Source organism: Streptomyces sp. NBC_00090 (genome assembly GCF_045160815.1).
GTDB lineage: Bacteria > Actinomycetota > Actinomycetes > Streptomycetales > Streptomycetaceae > Streptomyces.
Map to the genome: position 1 here is coordinate 7,433,532 of NZ_CP108224.1, position 18,184 is coordinate 7,451,715.

Consider the following 18,184-nt stretch of genomic DNA (forward strand, 5'->3'; position numbering starts at 1 on the left):
GCCGACGAGGGCCACGCCGCTCGGTCATCCGCCCGTGCCGCGGGCTCCGGCGGCTACGGGCCGGGCGGCCCGTCCGGTCCGTCCTCCGGCCGCTCGACCGGTGTGGCGCCCCGCACCTCAGCCTGTACGTGGCCGGGCACGTCACCCTGTACGTCGTCGGGCGCGTCGGTCCGTGGCTTGTCGGGCGCGTCACCCTGCACGTCGTCGGGCGCGTCGGCCTCTACGTCGTCGGGCAGGTCGAGCTCCCGTGCGAGGGCGTCGTCCGCCCACCGCAGCATCGCGGTGCGGGACAGGGAGCCGACGTACGCGGTCGTCTGCACCGCGAGCCCGTCGAGGAACGCGGTGAGCCGCCAGGCCGCCGCGGCGGGATCCGGGCAGCGGAACTCCCCGGCCGCGACCCCCTCCGCGATCACCCGGGCCAGCGCGGCCTTCCACTGCTGGTCCAGCGAGGCGGCGACCCGGCGCAGCTCGGGGTCGCGCAGCGAGGCCGCCCACCCCTCGATCCACAGCCGCCAGCCCTTGGCCTGCCCGGTGGGGGCGTACCAGCGCACGGCGGCGCGCAGTCGGCGCACCGCGGTGGAGCGCCGGCCGAGCAGCTGTCGCAGGCGGGCGAGATCGGCCTCGGCCGCGTGCGAGAAGGCCGCGGCGACCAGCTGTTCCTTGGTCGAGAAGTGGTAGAGCACCAGGGCGTTGCTGACGCCGAGCGCGGAGGCCACGTCGGAGATCCGGACGGCCGCGACACCGCGTGCCTCGATCTGTTCGACGGCGGCCCTCAGCAGCTCCTCCCGCCGCTCCGCCACGCTCAACCGCACTCTCGTCACGCCGAGCAGCCTACACAGCACATGACAAGGGCATGATTGTCAACGGCTCGCGGCGCGGCCGACCGGTCCGATCAGTACCAGCCGTAGCGCTCGGCGATCAGCGGCAGCCGTTCCGCGACCAGCGCGTGCGCCGCCGCGCGCGGGCTCGTGCCGTCCGCGGCCGCCCGGTCGAGCATGGTGCCCACCAGCGCCCGCATCGACCGGCGTACCCGCTCGAAGGCCTGCTCGGCGTCGGCCTCGACGTCGCCGAAGAGCGTCCACCACCACCAGGCGTTGGTGCACGAGTTCACGACCACGTCGGGGAGCACGGTCACCCCGCGTGCGACGAGGGCCTCCTCGGCCTCCGGCAGGACCGGCATGTTGGCCGCCTCCGCGATCCAGCGGGCCGTGATCCGCCCCTGGTTCCCGGCGTCGATCGCGTACGAGACGGCCGCCGGCACCAGGACCTCTGCCCCGACCGAGAGCCAGGCGTCCCCGGGCTCCTCCCGGTCGCCGGGCCGCAGGGCCGCGCGGTCGACGGCGCCGTGGGCGTCACGGGCCGCGAGCAGGGCCTCGACGTCGAGGCCGTCGGGGTTCACGATCGTGCCCCGGACGTCGGCGACGGCCACCACCCGCAGTCCGGCCCGCGCCAGGAAGCGGGCCGTCGCCCCGCCCATCGTGCCGAGCCCCTGCACCGACACCCGGGTCCCCGTGCGGGCCCGCCCGGCCCGGTCGAGGGCGACGAGTACCGACTCGGCGACCCCGAGGCCGCCGACCAGCTCGTCGAGCCCGATGCCGTCCACCTCGATCGCGAAGGCGTCGGCGAGCCGCTTCCGGGCCGCCGCCTCGTCGTCCAGGAGCGGGTACACGGCCTGCACGGAGGAGACGAGCCCGGCCTCGGCCGCCGCCCGGTCCACCAGGTCCTGGGTGAGTCCGAGGTCCTCACCGGTGGTCCAGAACCGCTCGATGTACGGCCGCATGGCGCGCAGGTAGCGGACGAGGACCCCGTACGCCTCGGGGGAGCGGGGGTCGCAGTCGATGCCGCCCTTGGCACCGCCCAGCGGGACGTACCGGCCCTCGGGGTCGTAGTGCAGGGCCTCCTTCATGGTCATGCCGCGGGCGAGCCCGGTGACCTCCGCCACCGTGCACCCCTCCCGCATCCGCAGGCCACCGCTGGCCACGCCGCGCACCAGCCGGTCGACCACCAGATGGCCACGGCGCCCGGTCACGTGGTCGGTCCAGTCGACGGACAGCAGGGGGGTGGGGCTCATCGCGTGTCTCCTCGGGGGGGATTACTGAACAGCGGTTCAGTATGACCGGTGTGCCCGGCCGTTCGCCGCCCGGGCCGCCCATAATGGAACGACCCCCAGAGATCAGGAGGTCCTGTGACCGGTACCGGCTCCGACCGTTCGCCACGGGCCCGGCTGCGCGCTCTGCGCCCCGAGTCCTTCGGCGCGGACCCCGCGGGCGAGCGCCTCGCCCGCATCCGCCGCTCGCCGAACTTCGCGGACGGGATCTTCCAGAACCCCGAACCCGCCAGACGCGGGCCCTCGGGCTCCACGCTCGAGTTCGCCAAGATCTACTTCGAGAAGGAAGGGCGCGCGCGCCGAGCCCCCACCGGCACGATCCCCGTCCACCCCACCACCGTGGCCGACCTGGCAAGGCCCCCGGTCACCGGCCTGCGCCTCACCTGGATGGGGCACTCCGGCGTGCTCGCCGAGATCGACGGCCACCGGGTCCTCTTCGACCCGGTCTGGGGCGAGCGCTGCTCCCCCTTCCCGTTCGTCGGCCCCAAGCGGCTCCACCCGGTGCCCGCGCCCCTCGCCGCGCTCGGACCGGTCGACGTCGTCGTGATCTCGCACGACCACTACGACCACCTCGACCTGCCGACGATCAAGGCGCTCGCCACCACCGACACCGTCTTCGCGGTACCCCTCGGCGTCGGCGCGCACCTGGAGCGCTGGGGCGTGGCCGCCTCCCGCCTGCGCGAGCTGGACTGGAACGAGTCCACCGAGATCGGCGGGCTGCGTCTCACGGCCACCCCGGCCCGCCACTTCTGCGGCCGGGGCATCCGCAACCGGCAGCACACGCTCTGGGCCTCCTGGGTCGTCCAGGGACCGGAGCACCGGATCTTCCACAGCGGGGACACCGGCTACTTCTCCGGATTCGGGGACATCGGCGCGGCGCACGGCCCCTTCGACGCCACCATGATCCAGATCGGCGCGTACTCGGAGTTCTGGACCGACATCCACATGACGCCGGAGGAGGGGATGCGGGCCCACCTGGACCTCCAGGGCGGTGCGGCGGCCGGTGTGATGCTGCCGATCCACTGGGGCACGTTCAACCTCGCCCCGCACCCGTGGGCCGAGCCCGGCGAGGGCACCGTCGAGGCCGCCGCCGGGGTCGGCCAGCGGATCGCCCTGCCGTGTCCCGGCGAGCCCTTCGAGCCGGGTGCCGAGAAGCTGCCCGACACCCCCTGGTGGCGTGGGGTCGCCCATGCGCCCGTGGGCGGCTGGGAAGGTTCCGCTCTTACCGACGGTCATGGGCGGCGTGCCGGCGCGTCCGGCGCGACCGCGGATCCGGGTACCGGACGGACGTCCCGGGAACCGGGCCCGGACACCGGCCGCGGTGCACCGGAGGCCGCGCGCACGCCGTGACGGGCGTGCGGGCCGACCGGTCCGCACCTCCTCCGGGTGATTCCGGTGGGGGACGATTTCCGCAGAGGGCGGAGGCGTACGAGCGCCTCCGCCCTCTTCCGTTCCCCCGATGGTCCGTCAGGGGCAGGCCCTTGACTTTCGGCCAGATGGTTCTCGGCCTGTCGTACGAGGGGCGATACCAGAGCGGGACGGTCTACGGGTAAGTTTGTCAACTGCGCACCACACGTGAACGGTTGACGACTACAGTGTGTGGTTGGTGATCATCGGTAGGCTCTTCGCACGCCTGTAGTGCCTCCTCTGGCCGCCTCCCCCCGAACAACCGCAAGAGGTACCCCCAAGTACCGCTGCAGTACCCTGCGCCACCCCCTGCAGTACACCCCCGTAGTCCATCCCCCTGTTCCCCGCAGTACGCCGATTCCTGGGCACGTACCAAGGACACTCATGTCTCAACTTCGCGCACCCGCCTCGCGGTCCGAACGACGCGAGGGCGGGCGGCACGGCCGGTCGGGCGCCCGCTCCGCCTCCGGTGGTACCCACAACAGCACCCCTCCGGCGCAACCCTCCGCGCCGCTCCCGACGGAAGCCCGCATACGCTCCCAACTCCTGCGCACCTCCGTGCTCCCCGCCGTCGCGGTGGCACTGGGCGGCGCGGCTGCCGTCCTCTTCACCATCCGCTCCACGGGAGCCAGCCCCTCGCCCGGCCTCTGGGCCGCGCTGACCGGCGCCGCCGCCCTCACGGTCGCCTCCGTGACCGCCGCCGCGCTCGGCGCCGACCGGGCGGCCAAGGCGGTCCTCGACCGCTGCAACTCCCTGCGCCGCTCCAGCCTCCGCGGCCAGAGCGAACTGCGTACGATCGTCGAACAGTTGCGCAGGGGGGAAGGTGTCCCGCCCCGCCCCGCGCTCCCCTCCGGCCCTGCGGTCGGCGACGAATTCGACCTGCTCTCACAGGAGTTGACCCGTTCGCACGAGGCCGCCGTGGACGCGGTCGTGCAGGCATCCCGGCTCTCCAGCAGCGTCGGCAACGAACAGAAGGTCGAGGTCTTCGTCAACCTCGCCCGGCGCCTCCAGTCCCTCGTCCACCGCGAGATCCAGCTCCTCGACGAGCTGGAGAACGAGGTCGAGGACCCGGAGCTGCTCAAGGGCCTGTTCCACGTCGACCACCTGGCCACCCGCATCCGACGCCACGCCGAGAACCTCGCCGTGCTCGGCGGCGCCATCTCCCGCCGCCAGTGGTCGAACCCGGTCACCATGACCGAGGTGCTGCGCTCATCGATCGCCGAGGTCGAGCAGTACCCGCGGGTGAAGCTCGTACCGCCGATCGACGGTACGCTCCGGGGCCATGCCGTGGCGGACGTCATCCACCTCCTCGCCGAACTCGTCGAGAACGCGACGCTGTTCTCGGCCCCGCACACCACGGTGCTGCTGCGCGCCCAGTACGTCACGGCCGGCCTCGCGATCGAGGTCGAGGACCGCGGCCTGGGCATGCCCGTCACCGAGCAGAACAAGATGAACGCCCTGCTCGCCGACCCCGACCAGGTCAACGTCGCGCACCTGCTCCAGGACGGCCGTATCGGCCTCTTCGTCGTCTCGGCGCTCGCCCGGCGACACGGCATCGCGGTACGCCTCCAGTCGAACATCTACGGTGGCGTCCAGGCCGTCCTGGTGCTCCCGCAGGGCCTTCTCGGCGCCGACCCCGAGGGCCTGGCACAGCACGAGCGCCAGGCCGCCGCGACCGTCGGCTCCCCGGCGGTCCCGCAGGACCAGGTGCAGATGCAGCCCCAGCCGCAGGCCCCGGAGCCGGTCCACGCGCCGGCGCCGGTCCAGCCCCCGGTCCAGCCCATGGCGCCGGTCCAGCCCCAGGCCCCGACCCATGCCCCGGCACCGCTCCACGCCGAGGCCCCCGTGCCCACGGCCTCGCCCTTCCCCCAGCGGGTCGCCGCCCGCCACGAGGAGGCCCCGACGCACGACCCGCTCGCGTACCCCCGAACGAGCGCACCGATGAACGGCCACGCCAACGGCCATGACCACACCAACGGCCATGACCACACCAACGGCCACATCAGCAGCCACGGCCACACCAACGGCCATGGCCACGCCACAGGTCACGGCCACACCAGCGGTCACGGCGGCCACGGGGACACCAGTGCCACCCCCTCGATACCGGCACAGGCGACCGGCGGCGAGCACCTGGGCCCGCTGCTGCCCCCGGCACCCCTGGCACCCCGTGCCGAGCCCCCCGGCCGACCCCTCCTCCCCAAGCGGCGCGCGCAGGAGCACCTCGTTCCGCAGCTGCGTGACGAGCCGGCGATCCGCAGGCCCGAGGAACACGCCCTGCACGACCCCGGTCTGATGGCCGCCTTCCAGCGCGGAATCGGCCTCGCCGAGTCCCAGCCCGCCCCCCACGAAGCGCTGCGTCCAGGCGACGCGCACAAGGAGTAGATCACCATGGCGAGCAATGTGCCGAACGGCCATTCCTCGGATCTCGACTGGCTGCTGAGCGGACTTGTCCAGCGGGTCCCGTACACCCGCAACGCGGTTCTGCTCTCCTCCGACGGCCTCGTGAAATCCGTTCACGGCCTCGACCCCGACGCCGCCGACCACATGGCGGCCCTGGCCTCCGGGCTGTACTCGCTCGGCCGGAGCGCCGGCGCCCGGTTCGGTGACGGCGGCGAGGTCCGCCAGGTGGTCGTGGAGCTCGACTCCACGCTCCTCTTCGTCACCACCGCCGGCTCGGGCACCTGCCTGGCCGTCCTCGCCGGGCGCGAGGCGGACGCCGCCGTCCTCGGCTACGAGATGGCGATGCTCGTCAAGAGCGTCCGGCCCTACCTGGTCACCCCGGCCCGGCAGGCGGCCGGCGCGGCAGGTGGCATCCGGCAGTGAAGTCGACGTCGCATCAGGAAGGGCCCTGGCTCGACGACGCGGCCGGCCGGCTGATCCGGCCGTACACCGTGAGCGGCGGCCGGACCAAGCCCAGCACCGCGCTGGACCTGCTCTCGATGGTGATGGCGACGGGATCGACCCCGCAGGCGCACATGGGCCCCGAGCACAGTCTGGCCCTCGGGCTGTGCGACGGGCCCACCTCGGTGGCCGAGATCGCGGCGCACTTACGGCTCCCCGCCGTCGTGACCAAGGTCCTGCTCTCCGACCTCGTGGACTGCGGGGCGCTCACCGCCCGTGCGCCCCGCTTCCACGCCACCCCAACCGACCGTTCCTTGCTGGAGGCAGTGCTCGATGGCCTACGACAACGGCTCTGAGCGCCACGAGAGTTTCGCGGCCGACCCCTTCCCCACCGCACTCAAGATCCTGGTGGCGGGCGGGTTCGGCGTGGGCAAGACGACCTTTGTGGGCGCGGTCAGCGAGATCGAACCCCTGAGCACCGAGGAGCTGTTGACCTCGGTGAGCGCGGCCACCGACAGCTTGGTGGGCGTCGAGTCCAAGACCACGACCACCGTGGCCATGGACTTCGGCCGCATCACGCTCGACGACCGTCATGTGCTCTACCTGTTCGGCACCCCCGGCCAGGAGCGCTTCTGGTTCATGTGGGACGAGCTCTCCGAGGGCGCGCTCGGGGCAGTCGTCCTCGCCGACACCCGCAGGCTCCAGGAGTGCTTCTCCGCCGTCGACTTCTTCGAGCGGCGGGGCATCCAGTTCGTCGTGGCGGTCAACGAGTTCGACGGCGCCTTCCGCTACGAACCCGACGAGGTGCGGGCCGCGCTGGACCTCCGGCCGGACGTGCCCGTCGTCGTGTGCGACGCCCGGATCTCCAGCTCGGGCATCCGCACGCTGCTGACCCTCGTCCAGCATCTGCTCACCACCTTCCCGGCCGCCGTGCCGACCTACGGAGCAACGCCATGACCTACGACCCGACCGGTCATCTCCTGCTGACCCCCATCGACAAGGACGCGCCCGCGCGCGTGCGGCGGCTCCGTGAACTCGGGCTCGGGGAGCGGCCGGACCCGGCGTTCGACGAGTTCGCCCACCGTCTCGCGGACGTGACCGGGGCACCGTTCTCGATGGTCAACTTCATCGACGAGAACCGGCAGTTCTTCGCGGGGCTGCACACCCCGCAGGGCACCCACTCGGGCAGCGACCTCGGCGCGGCCGCGGCCGGCGCCGGCGGTGTCGGCCGCTACATGGCCCGTGACCACGGCTACTGCCCGCACGTGGTCGTCCGGCGCAAGGCCCTCGTCCTGGAGGACGTCTGCGACTACCCGCGCTTCGCGGGCAACCCGGTCGTGGACGAGATCGGGATCCGCTCCTACATGGGGGCACCGCTGATCGACCGTTCCGGCATCGCGCTGGGCACCATCTGCGTGGTCGACACCGACGTCCGGCCGTGGGGGCGCGCCGGGCTGGAGACGATCAAGGCGATGGCTGCGGAGCTGGTGGAGCAGATCCACCGCCGCGAGGACGGCATGTTCTGACGGCCGTCTCCGTCAGGGATACGGGCGGGGCCCGGGTACGGCGCGAAACGCCGTACCCGGGCCCCGCCCGTATCCCTGACGGAATCGGCCCGTCCGATCGGCCGCGGCCGGTCAGGCGTGCGCCGGCTCCCTCTCCATCTCCATCTCCAGATCCAGATCCGGAGTGCGGACCAGCTCGGAGAGCCGCTCCGACCAACTGCCCTTGTCCTGGCCGAGGGCGACCTCGGCCAGCCGCAGCAGCTGGATGTCGGAGGTGCCGGCCGGGGCGAAGATGTGGTGCGCGTCCCGGAGGTACCGCTCGATGGCGCGGTCCGTGAAGAGGCCGGCGGCGGCGTGGATCTCCATGGCGTTGCGGCCGGAGTCGATCGCCGACTCGACGTTGACGAGCTTGGCGTTCATCAGCTCGGTGTCGCAGGAGAGTCCCTGATCGAGCAGGTGCACGGCGTGGTACGCGGCCAGCCGGGCCGTCATCAGCCGGGACTGCATCTGGCCCAGCTTCAGCTTGACCGTGGGCAGGTCGTGCAGCGGCTTGCCGTAGCGGATGCGCTCGGAGGCGAAGCGGGTGGTCTCCTCCAGGATCGCCTGGTGGATGCCGAGCGAGACGGCGGTGAGGTTGGCCCTCCCGTACAGGACGCTGGAGGAGTACGCGACGGAGAGGCCGTCGCCCTCGTCGCCGAGGCGATTGGCGGCCGGCACACGGCAGTTCTCGAAGATCAGCTCACCGAAGCTGAAGCCGTGGAGTCCCATCGCGGGCTTCTGCGGACCGGTCCTGAAGCCCGGGCGATCGGATTCGACCAGGAAGGCCGTGAGTCCCTTCGATCCGGGACCGGTCCTGACCACGACACCGTGCAGATCGCCCACGTGGCTGTTGCCGACGAAGACCTTGCTGCCGTTGAGGATGTAGTCGTCGCCGTCCCGGACCGCACTGGCGCTCATGCCGAGGACGTGGCCACCCGACTCGGGTTCGGTGACCGCGATGGTCGGCAGGCACTCGCCCGCGGCGACGGCCGGGAGCCAGGTCTTGCGCTGCTCGTCGCTGCCGAAGTGGACGATCTTGGCGGTGCCCAGCTGGGAGGCCTGGACCATGGCGCCCATGGCGCCGCTGACCCGGGAGAGCTCCTCGATGATGATCGTCTTGGCGAGGTGGCCGGCGCCCATGCCGCCGTATTCCTGGTTGATTGTCGCGCCCAGCCAGCCCTGCTCGGCGATCAGCCGGGACAGCTCGTGGTGGACCGTCCGAGAGGCTTCCATCTCGGCTATTCGTGGCCGAACCTCACGCTCTGCGAAGTCGCGGACCTTCTCCCTGAGCTGATGATGCAGTCGACTGTTGAAGTAGCCGTCCATTCGAGTCCTCCCCTGCGAAAGCCCGCTCGGTGAGTTGACCGAGCAGGTGATACATCGGCAGTGGTCCCGTCCCGAACAGGCCGACCCCAACATGGTGTTGATCTTTAGGGGACGGAGCAATATCGCCACGACTTTTGTCCGAAACCGGAGCTGTTGACGATGGAAAGTGACTGTGTTTCGTGTGGTGTTGGCCCCCTCGGTCCGGTCCGGAGTCCTTTCCCCGTGGGCGCCTTTCTGCCACATGCCAACGGCAACGAACTCCGATATCTATGGCCACGAACAGCCCCGAGTCATCACATGAGCCACTCCCTCACCGTAGGAGCGGCATTTCGGAAGCCTCCCGATCCCACCCCGGCCCCGGAAACACGGGCCTGCCCTCCGCCCTCCCCCTCGTGCGCACCCGCACCACGGGCGCGCGGGCGCACCACGGGGCGCGCGAAGGTGTCACGGAGAGTGAGCGTTGCCCCCGCGCGCGTCCCTCGTGAGGGCGCCCGAAAGGGGTTCGTGACCACCGGTGAAAGTGCGGTATTGTTCTCATGCGCGTTCGGCCAGGGGAAACCCCAGGTCAGACGGGCAACGGGACGTGGCGCAGCTTGGTAGCGCACTTGACTGGGGGTCAAGGGGTCGCAGGTTCAAATCCTGTCGTCCCGACTCGAAAGAGTCGCAGGTCAGAGGCCGTTTCAGAGCAATCTGAAACGGCCTCTGACTCGTTTCTGGGAACCACTTGGGGACCAACGCACTTGACCGGGGGAAGCGCACCTTGACTTGGTCAAGGTGCATCGCCGGCCTCCCGGGTGGCTCAGGTGCGTTACGCCGAGCCTTTTTGCCGCGCCTCCGCGTTCGAGCGGTGCGTGCCGCGTGGGCGAGGACTGTCGGCGCTGGTTGCGGCGTGACTTTCGCAAGTCGACGCCCCCACCCAGCAGCAGCCCCAGCGCCGACAGACCGAGCGCGCCGAACGCGCCCCACACGGTCCACGGATTCTCTGCCCACGTCGGCAGCGACCTGGTGACGTAGTTCGTCACCACTGCCAGCGCGAACGCAACAGCATTCCGGCCCCGGCGACCAACGACCCAAACGCGCGCCTCTGCCCTGCACCCGTCTCCCCTGCCAAACGCGCTCGAACCGCGCCCCGTCGAAGTCACCAACCCGCTCGGGCAGAGCTGGAGCTACACCTACGATGCCGCCGGCAACATGGCCGCCGAGACCGACTTCGAGGACAGGTCGACGAGGCCACTGCCACCGTTCTGACCTGGGAACACGATGGACACCGCCCGCTCGTCCAGTACGAACGCAGACTCCTCGACGACGCCGAGACCGACGCGCGTTCCTTCGCCATCGTCACCGACCTCGCCGGCACCCCCACCGAACTTGTCTCCACCACCGGCGAGACGGCCTGGCGCAGCCGATCGACAGCCTGGGGGACCACAGGGTGGAACCGCGACGCCACCGCCTACACCTCGCTCCGCTTTCCCGGACAGTACGCCCACCCTGAAACAGGCCTCCACTACAACTTCCACCGCCACTACGACCCCGACACTGCCCGCTACACCACACTCGACCCCCTCGGCCTCGCTCCCGCGCCCAACCCGGCCACCTACGTCGCCAATCCCTGGGCGTCCACCGACCCACTGGGGCTCGCCCCCAAACGCTGCAGCTTCGACGCCTACGACTGGGGCGACTCGACGAGCGGGTTCGGCGGCAGCGTCCGGGACGGGCGCCTCGATCACCTGGGGCGCCCCACAGGTGTCCATGCCTCCATACGGCCTGAGGTGCTCGACAAGGGAACCGAGGCCGGCTCCGTGCGGACCCCCGGCTGGCGCGGCAACGGCAACGACTTCAACGAAGCCCGAGGCCACCTCTACGCCAACCGCCTCGGCGGTCACGGAAAGGGGAAGTTCGCCCATCAGAACTTGGTGACCGAGACGCAGACCCCCACCAACACGCCCGAACAGCGGCTGTCGGTAGAGGCGGTGATCTATGACCAGGTGAAGAACAACGACGAGGTCGTCCAGTACAACGTGGTCCCCAAGCACGCGGGCAGCAACCCGATCCCGCACGAAATCCACTTCACGGCGTACGGCAGCAAGGGTTTCACCTTCACCTACATTCTTGAGAACCCCGCCGCGTACGTCAGAACCAGCGTCCAGCGCTCACGACGAATCGTTCCGGAGAAACGCATGCCCCGCACAACACCCTCGCGTCCAGCCGATGTCGAGGAGCTCTTTCCCGGCCTCGCCGAGTTCCGGCGGACAGCGACGCGACTTCACCCGCGCCCGGGTGACCCGAAGGCACAGGACAGCTCCGTCGCAGGCCCCATGCTGTGGCCGGCCGACGAGCCCTGGCCGATGTGCACCGCCGTCCACCCCAAGGGAACCGGGCACCTGCTGGCCGACGTCCGACTCGCACGCCGTATCCATGCGGCTTCGGAGGGGCGGAAGAAGACCGAAGAGGAGATCGCTCTCCTCGCCGCTCTCCGGGACGGGCTGCACGACCCCGGCATCGGCGACGCGGACCCCGTTCCGATGCTGGCCGCCGCGCAGCTGTGGGCACGGGACATCCCCGACCTCACCGGGCCCCCGGGGCACGACCTCCTCCAGGTCTTCTGGTGCCCGTTCGAGGCGCACGGCCCCGACGCGAGCGTGGACGTCGTATTGAAGTGGCGCCGCAGCCAGGACATCGGTGCTGTACTCAGCGAACAGCCCGAGCCGCTTGTCGTCGGCGCACCCGAGTGCGTTCCCCAGCCCTGCGACCTCCACCCCGAGCAAATCGTCGAACATGAATACCTCGGCCTGCTCCCCGAGGATCTGCAGGAAGCTGTCGCGGCGTGGGAGGAGGAGCTCCTCGAAGAGGACGAGCAGGAAGCAGAAGCGGACTTCCCCACCGAGTACTCCAGCGACCTGTCCCTCGCCCCGGGCTGGAAGGTCGGCGGCTTCGCCACCTGGCACCTCACCGACCCGCGCACCGTCGACTGCACCGTGTGCGGAATTTCCATGCCCCCGCTCCTCACCGCCCACTATGTCGAGTGGGACCCCGCCTCGGAGAGCTGGGCTCCCCTGGAAGACCGCCGCCCCGATCTGTACCGGCACGTCATCACCCCCACGGGCGTGTACCTGGGGCGCGGTTACCTGCGTATCCACACCTGCCCCACAGACGCGTTCCACCCCCATCGACTGAGCTTCCAGTAGCAGTGGGGAGAGGCCTCCGACAGCCGCGTCAGGTGCCATACCCGCATGCTCGATGGCCGATCCACCCGGGCTTCCGCGCGCGGCGGTAGCACGATGGTCGCACCCACGGCGAAACCGAACTCGGCGGGCACGCCACGGGTGAAGTCCGCCGGCGGTCCTCCAGGTGGTAGGTGATCTCCCGTTCGGTGAGCAGCAGGTTGAGGGGGACGACCGTGCAGCGGGTGGCGTCAGGGCTTCGGGACGGTGTTGATGTAGTCGGTGCCGGTGCCGTGGAAGCCGTCCACCGTCTTCTGGACGTCCGCCTGGGAGACGGCCTCGTCGGCCTTGTAGTAGACCCAGTCGACCTTCATGTCCCAGGTGCGCGGGCCGCCGGTGAAGGGGAGGTCGATGAGCCAGTTGCTGAAGTGGATGTCCATCTGCTCGCGCGGGACGTACTTGCCGGAGCTGGTGAACAGCTCCTTGCCGTCCAGGGAGTAGGTGACCTTTCCGTCCATGGCGGTGATCATCATGGTGTGCCAGCCCCCGAGGCGCCGCTTGAGGGTCTTGTGGACCCGGTCCGGCGGGTCGGCCTTGTACCAGCTGACGTTGTCGAGCTGCGGACCCACCGAACCCCAGCCGCCGTTCGGCAGGTACTCGAAGTCGAGTTCGCTGTAGTTCTCCGAGGAGTCCGAGGGGGAGATCGGGAAGAAGGTCTGGACGACGTGGTCGCCGTCGCGTCCGCTCGTGGGCTTGTCGCTGAGGTGGACCCGGGCGGCGAAGGTTCCCGTGAAGAAGTTCCGGCTCGTGGTCTGAACCTCGACCTGCGTGGTGCCCTGCTCGGTGCCGTCGGTGGAGGAGCGCAGTCGTAGGACCTTGCCCCCCTTGGCCGTCGGGTCGAGGGGGAAGGCGGCGCCGTCGGCGCTCCAGGTGTCCTTGATCCCCGGGCCGCCCCCGCCGGTACGGATCTCCCAGCCGTGCGCGGCGAGGGAAGGGTCGTCGGCGCCGGTGTAGTTGAAGTTGTCGAACAGGGTTCCCGGCGGTCCGGTGGGCGTCGGCGAGGCGTCCCGCGCGGGCCCGGCGGCCTGGCCGCCCCCGCCGGGCGCGGGGTCGGCGGAACACGCGGCGAGTACGCACAGGAGGACGGGCAGAGTGAGCGCCGTCCACGCGCGGCGACGAGAGGTGCGGCGGGGCTGGCTCACGCAGGCTCCTTGGGGCGTAGGGGCGGCGTCTGGGCACGCCCCTTACATGGGGGTCAAACGCTGATCACATGAATTGAGGCGTCATCCTAGCGAAGGGTTTCGGCCCCCCGCCGCGTGTGCCCGACCGGCCGCTCATGGGTCGGGACACGCCCGTCGACATACCGATCCGGTTACGACATTCGATCGGATCAAGTCAAAAGCGGATATCGCACACCAATCGATCAGGGTCATCCGCTACGGTCCGCTCTACGCTTCACCTGTCTACCTCCCTGCACAAAAAGGCCACACGAGATGCGCCAAGTCTCCACATCCTTCGGGCGTGGACCGGCATACCCGGCACAGCCCAGCGTGGCCGAATCGCGTCACGAGGAGCCTGCTCCGGCACCGGTGTTCGTCGACCAGTCGGGACTGCGCAGCCGTCTGTTCCGGCGCTTCGGCTGGCCGGTCTCCGTGGTCGGCGCGATCCTGGCGGCCGCCATGGGCAGCAGCCTGATCGGTATGCAGTCGGACGCCCCGGCGATGGAGATTCCGCCGAAGCCCGCGTACTTGCCCACCAGGGCGCCCCTGCCTCCCTCCTTGCCCTAGAGGGCGCGGGCTGCGACACCCCACCCGAAAAGTCCGGCCATCACGCCGAACGTCGCGACATTCCACGGCATACCGCGACCATCGTGCCGCCCGGAGCAACGCCTGCGGGCCGGCCGAGCGTGCCTGATCGTCCGCACCACCCATCTCCAGGAGCGCCCTTGTCCCGCCACCAGCGTCGTCGGCAGTCCCTGCTGAGACCGCGCCGACTGGCTGCGCCGCCGCTGCGCTTCTTCATGCCGCTGTCCCTGCTGGCCTGCTTGCTCGCGCTCCTCGTCCTGCGCGGCCTCGCCACCAACGAGGCCTTCCACGACGACCGGATCGCGACCTCGGTCGACAAGACGATGGTGCCGCGCCACCTGCTCAAGGGCGGCCCGATCATCGACGCGCGCGGCGACAGGAACGAGCGCCCGGTGAGCTACCGGGTCCCCGACCACACCGTGGTCCTGAGCTTCGACGACGGCCCCTCGCCGGAGTGGACCCCGAAGATCCTGGACGTGCTCGCGGCCCACGACATCCACGCGGTCTTCTTCGTGACCGGCGCGATGACCACGCGCCACCCGGAGCTGATCCGGCAGATCGTCGCGGGCGGCCACGAGATCGGTGTGCACACCTTCACCCACCCCGATCTGGTGTACCAGTCCGAAGCCCGGATCAGCTGGGAGCTGGCGCAGACGCAGCTGGCGCTGGCCGGCGTCGCGGGCGTCCACAGCGCGCTGTTCCGCCCGCCGTACTCCTCCGACGCCTCGGCGCTCGACAACTGGAACTACCCGGTGATCAAGTACGTGGGTTCCCACGGCTACCTCACCGCGTTCATCGACCGCGACACCGACGACTGGAAGCGTCCCGGCGTCGACGCGATCGTCAAGGCGGCGATGCCGCGCAAGCCCGGCGCGGGCGAGCTGATCCTGCTGCACGACGCGGGTGGCGACCGTACCGAGACCCTCGCCGCGCTCGAGCAGATCATCGAGAAGCTGCAGGGCGAGGGGTACCGCTTCGCCACCGTCTCCGAGGCGCTCGGCGCCACCGACGCCACCGTGCCGGTGCACGGCTACCAGCTGTGGGCGGGCAAGTGTTTCATCTGGGCCAGCCAGGCCGCCGTGCTCACCCTGCCGGTGCTGGTCGCGCTGCTGGCTGTCGTCGGCTTCCTCAACTTCGGCCGGTTCGCGCTGATGCTGGTCCTCGCGCCGCTCCACGCCCGGCGCTCCCGGCGGCGGGACGCGTGGGGACCACCCGTCACCGAGCCGGTCACCGTCCTCGTCCCCGCCTACAACGAACGCGAGTGCATCGCGAACACCCTCAACTCCCTGATCGCCAGTGACCATCCGATCGAGGTCATCGTCATCGACGACGGCTCCACGGACGGCACGGCGGACATCGTCGAGGCGATGGCCCTGCCGTTCGTCCGGCTGATCCGCAAGGCCAATGGAGGCAAGTCCAGCGCGCTCAACACCGGCATAGCGGCCGCGTCGCACGACATCATCGTGATGATGGACGGCGACACCGTCTTCGAGCCGTCCACCGTGCGCGAGCTGGTCCAGCCGTTCGGCGACCAGGCGATCGGCGCGGTCGCGGGCAACGCCAAGGTCGGCAACCGCGACAGCCTGATCGGCGCCTGGCAGCACATCGAGTACGTCCTCGGCCACAACCTGGACCGCCGGATGTACGACATGCTCAACGTCATACCGACCATCCCCGGCGCGGTCGGCGCCTTCCGCAAGGAAGCCCTGCGGCGGGTCGGCGGGATGAGCGACGACACCCTCGCCGAGGACACCGACATCACCATGGCGGTGCTCTGCGACGGCTGGCGGATCGTCTACGCCGAGCGCGCCCGCGCCTGGACCGAGGCCCCCGCCAGCCTCCAGCAGCTCTGGTCCCAGCGGTACCGCTGGAGCTACGGCAGCATGCAGGCGATGTGGAAGCACCGGCGCGCCGTGACGTCCCGCGGCCCGGCCGGGCGCTTCGGCCGGCTCGGGCTTCCGCTCGTCGTGATGTTCGGCGTGGTCGCCCCGCTGCTCGCGCCGCTGGTCGACATGTTCCTGCTGTACGGCGTGCTGTTCGCGGACACCCCGATCACCCTCGCCAGCTGGGGCGGCTTCATCCTGCTCCAGGCCGTGCTGTCCTGGTACGCCTTCCGGCTCGACGGCGAGAAGCCCCTGCATCTGATCAGCCTGCCGATCCAGCAACTGGTCTACCGGCAGCTGATGTACATCGTCCTGTTGCAGTCCACGATCACGGCGCTGACCGGTGGCCGACTGCGCTGGCAGAAGCTCCGGCGCACCGGCGAGGTCGCGGCACCGGTGGAGGCCTGATCATGACCGCATCCTTCGAGTTCGGAAGTCCTCAGGACACCCTCCGGCTGCGCGTCCCCGCAGTTCTGCGACGGGAACCGGAGCAGGAGCCGGCGACGGACCCCACGGCACCGTCCAGGGCCAAGGGCGGCCGGGACCGCTATCTCGACCTGCTGCGCGCCCTGGCGCTGGTTCGCGTGGTGGTCTACCACAACTTCGGCTGGTTCTGGCTGCCCGTCGTCTTCCCGTCCATGGGCGTGATGTTCGCGCTGGCCGGGTCGCTGATGGCCCGTTCGCTCAGCCGGCCCGCCCTCGGCGTCATCCGGGGCCGCCTGCGCCGACTGCTGCCGCCGATGTGGCTGTTCGGCGCGATCCTGCTCACCGCCCAGATTCTCGACGGCGGAGGGCCCGACGCCGAGGAGCACCCCAACTGGTGGTGGGGCAAGCTGCTGTTCTGGATCTTGCCGCTGAGTACTCCGCCGTACAGTGACTCGCTGGACGGTTTCGACCATCTTGTGGGGCAGGGCTGGGCGGTGCAGGTCATCGTCCCGCTCTGGTACCTCCGCGCGTACCTCTGGTTCGTCCTGCTGTCACCGTTGATGCTGTGGGCGCTGCGCCGGATGCCGGTGGTGACGTTGTCCGCGCCGATCGCGCTGGCGATCGTCATGAACACGTTCTTCATCGACCAGGAGTTCCTCTACGGCCGGGTCTGGGAGACCGGCAGCGACTTCGCCACCTTCGGCTCCTGCTGGATCCTCGGCATGGCTCATCAGGAGGGCCTGCTCAAGAAGATCCCGCAGTACGTCGTGCCGTCCGTCGCGCCGCTGATCATGGTGGCCGGCTGGTGGTACCTGCAGACCCGACCGGTCGATCCGACCGTGCCGACCGACATCGAGAGCTGGCCGATAGCCCAGGCCCTGTGGTCCTTCGGCTTCGTCGCCATCCTGCTCCACGTCAGTCCCTCCTGGGAACAGTGGCCCCGACCGCTGGAACGCTGGAACGGCCTGATCAGCCTGCTCAACACACGCGCTGTCAGCGTCTACCTCTGGCACCAGACCGCGTTGGTGGCCGCCATCCCGCTGATCGACCCCCTCTGGTCCGTCGGCTTCTTCTACGAGCACTTCCAGTGGCTGCTGACCAGCCAGTGGTTTCCGCTGATTGTGGCGATCCCACTGACCGGGCTACTGGTGCTGACCTTCGGCTGGGTCGAGGACGTGGCCGCGAAGCGCTCTCCGCGGCTCTTCCCGTACCCGCGCCGCGTGCGGGGCAGGCGCCGGGCCAGTGTCTGACGCGGGCCGTCGATCCGCGGACGTGCCAGGACGGCAGTGACCCGCGCCACCGATTCCGGTGCCGCGGGTCACTGGCCAGGGCCTGATGCCCGATGCTCAGCCGGCGATGCGGATGAGCTTCCGGTTCGCGAACTCGTCGACACCGTAGCGGCCGAGCTCCCGACCGAAACCGGATGCCTTGACGCCGCCGAACGGCAGTCCGGGCTCCTCGGTGGCCACCACGTTGACGTAGACCATGCTGGCCTCGATCCGGTTGGCGACGCGCTGCGCCTGCTCCTTGTCGGTCGTGAAGACGTACGAGCCGAGGCCGAACGGCGTGTCGTTGGCGAGCCCAGAATTAGTCTGTTATCTCGTGACAATCCCCTTGACCTTTACTTCTGGAGGTCAAGGGGCCGCAGGTTCAAATCCTGTCGTCCCGACTTTTCGAAGTCGTA

The 18,184-nt window shown here is 70.2% G+C and carries 13 protein-coding genes, 1 tRNA gene and 3 pseudogenes; 12 read left to right on the forward strand and 5 right to left on the reverse strand.

The features are described 5' to 3' along the window. Positions 1-53 precede the first annotated feature (53 nt). Positions 54-821: a TetR/AcrR family transcriptional regulator gene (locus tag OG361_RS33170; protein ID WP_405859433.1), complete on the reverse strand. Its 768-nt coding sequence runs from the start codon at positions 819-821 to the stop codon at positions 54-56. Between the two features lie 71 nt (positions 822-892). Next, complete coding sequence (locus OG361_RS33175; RefSeq protein ID WP_405859435.1) at positions 893-2,071, reverse strand: Glu/Leu/Phe/Val dehydrogenase dimerization domain-containing protein; 1,179 nt, start codon at positions 2,069-2,071, stop codon at positions 893-895. A gap of 114 nt (positions 2,072-2,185) precedes the next feature. On the opposite strand from OG361_RS33175, the gene OG361_RS33180 reads away from it, so the two are divergent. The 6 genes from OG361_RS33180 (at position 2,186) to OG361_RS33205 (ending at position 7,881) form a co-directional block, all read left to right on the forward strand. Next, positions 2,186-3,457, forward strand: coding sequence for an MBL fold metallo-hydrolase (locus OG361_RS33180; RefSeq protein ID WP_405859437.1), 1,272 nt, complete (start codon positions 2,186-2,188; stop codon positions 3,455-3,457). A gap of 441 nt (positions 3,458-3,898) precedes the next feature. After that, positions 3,899-5,896: an ATP-binding protein gene (locus tag OG361_RS33185; RefSeq protein WP_405859439.1), complete on the forward strand. Its 1,998-nt coding sequence runs from the start codon at positions 3,899-3,901 to the stop codon at positions 5,894-5,896. Positions 5,897-5,902: 6 nt separating this feature from the next. Next, the gene (locus OG361_RS33190) at positions 5,903-6,337 is read left to right on the forward strand and encodes a roadblock/LC7 domain-containing protein (protein WP_384569285.1); all 435 of its coding nucleotides are present in this window, start codon (positions 5,903-5,905) and stop codon (positions 6,335-6,337) included. Further along, positions 6,334-6,711: a DUF742 domain-containing protein gene (locus OG361_RS33195; protein WP_405859441.1), complete on the forward strand. Its 378-nt coding sequence runs from the start codon at positions 6,334-6,336 to the stop codon at positions 6,709-6,711. The genes OG361_RS33190 and OG361_RS33195 overlap by 4 nt, the downstream gene beginning before the upstream one ends. Next, positions 6,689-7,312, forward strand: coding sequence for a GTP-binding protein (locus OG361_RS33200; protein ID WP_405859443.1), 624 nt, complete (start codon positions 6,689-6,691; stop codon positions 7,310-7,312). Before OG361_RS33195 ends, OG361_RS33200 begins: the two co-directional genes overlap by 23 nt. Further along, the gene (locus OG361_RS33205; protein ID WP_384569276.1) at positions 7,309-7,881 is read left to right on the forward strand and encodes a GAF domain-containing protein; all 573 of its coding nucleotides are present in this window, start codon (positions 7,309-7,311) and stop codon (positions 7,879-7,881) included. Before OG361_RS33200 ends, OG361_RS33205 begins: the two co-directional genes overlap by 4 nt. A gap of 111 nt (positions 7,882-7,992) precedes the next feature. Here the strand turns inward: OG361_RS33205 and OG361_RS33210 are convergent, their stop codons facing one another. Further along, complete coding sequence (locus OG361_RS33210) at positions 7,993-9,225, reverse strand: acyl-CoA dehydrogenase family protein (protein ID WP_405859445.1); 1,233 nt, start codon at positions 9,223-9,225, stop codon at positions 7,993-7,995. 577 nt (positions 9,226-9,802) lie between these two features. Here OG361_RS33210 and OG361_RS33215 point away from each other — a divergent pair. From OG361_RS33215 to OG361_RS33225, 3 genes and pseudogenes are all read left to right on the forward strand, one after another. Next, a tRNA-Pro gene (locus OG361_RS33215) sits at positions 9,803-9,876 on the forward strand. Between the two features lie 584 nt (positions 9,877-10,460). Beyond that, positions 10,461-10,868: pseudogene (locus OG361_RS33220) on the forward strand (RHS repeat-associated core domain-containing protein); the annotation flags it as partial. A gap of 81 nt (positions 10,869-10,949) precedes the next feature. Next, positions 10,950-12,410, forward strand: a pseudogene (locus OG361_RS33225) (DNA/RNA non-specific endonuclease); the annotation flags it as partial. Positions 12,411-12,637: 227 nt separating this feature from the next. Here OG361_RS33225 and OG361_RS33230 read toward each other — a convergent pair. Beyond that, positions 12,638-13,588 (reverse strand): glycoside hydrolase family 16 protein, encoded by a 951-nt coding sequence (locus OG361_RS33230; RefSeq protein WP_405859447.1) that lies wholly within the window; start codon positions 13,586-13,588, stop codon positions 12,638-12,640. A gap of 348 nt (positions 13,589-13,936) precedes the next feature. On the opposite strand from OG361_RS33230, the gene OG361_RS33235 reads away from it, so the two are divergent. The 3 genes from OG361_RS33235 to OG361_RS33245 all read left to right on the forward strand — a co-directional run bounded on the left by OG361_RS33235 (position 13,937) and on the right by OG361_RS33245 (position 17,750). Further along, on the forward strand, positions 13,937-14,173 hold the full coding sequence (locus tag OG361_RS33235; protein WP_405859449.1) for a hypothetical protein: 237 nt from the start codon (positions 13,937-13,939) through the stop codon (positions 14,171-14,173). Positions 14,174-14,406: 233 nt separating this feature from the next. Further along, entirely contained in the window at positions 14,407-16,482 is a 2,076-nt protein-coding gene (locus tag OG361_RS33240) for a bifunctional polysaccharide deacetylase/glycosyltransferase family 2 protein (protein WP_405862578.1), read from the forward strand. Positions 16,483-16,484: 2 nt separating this feature from the next. Further along, entirely contained in the window at positions 16,485-17,750 is a 1,266-nt protein-coding gene (locus OG361_RS33245) for an acyltransferase (RefSeq protein WP_405859451.1), read from the forward strand. Positions 17,751-17,846: 96 nt separating this feature from the next. Here the strand turns inward: OG361_RS33245 and OG361_RS33250 are convergent. Then, positions 17,847-18,080, reverse strand: a pseudogene (locus OG361_RS33250) (aldehyde dehydrogenase family protein); the annotation flags it as partial. Positions 18,081-18,184 lie beyond the last annotated feature (104 nt).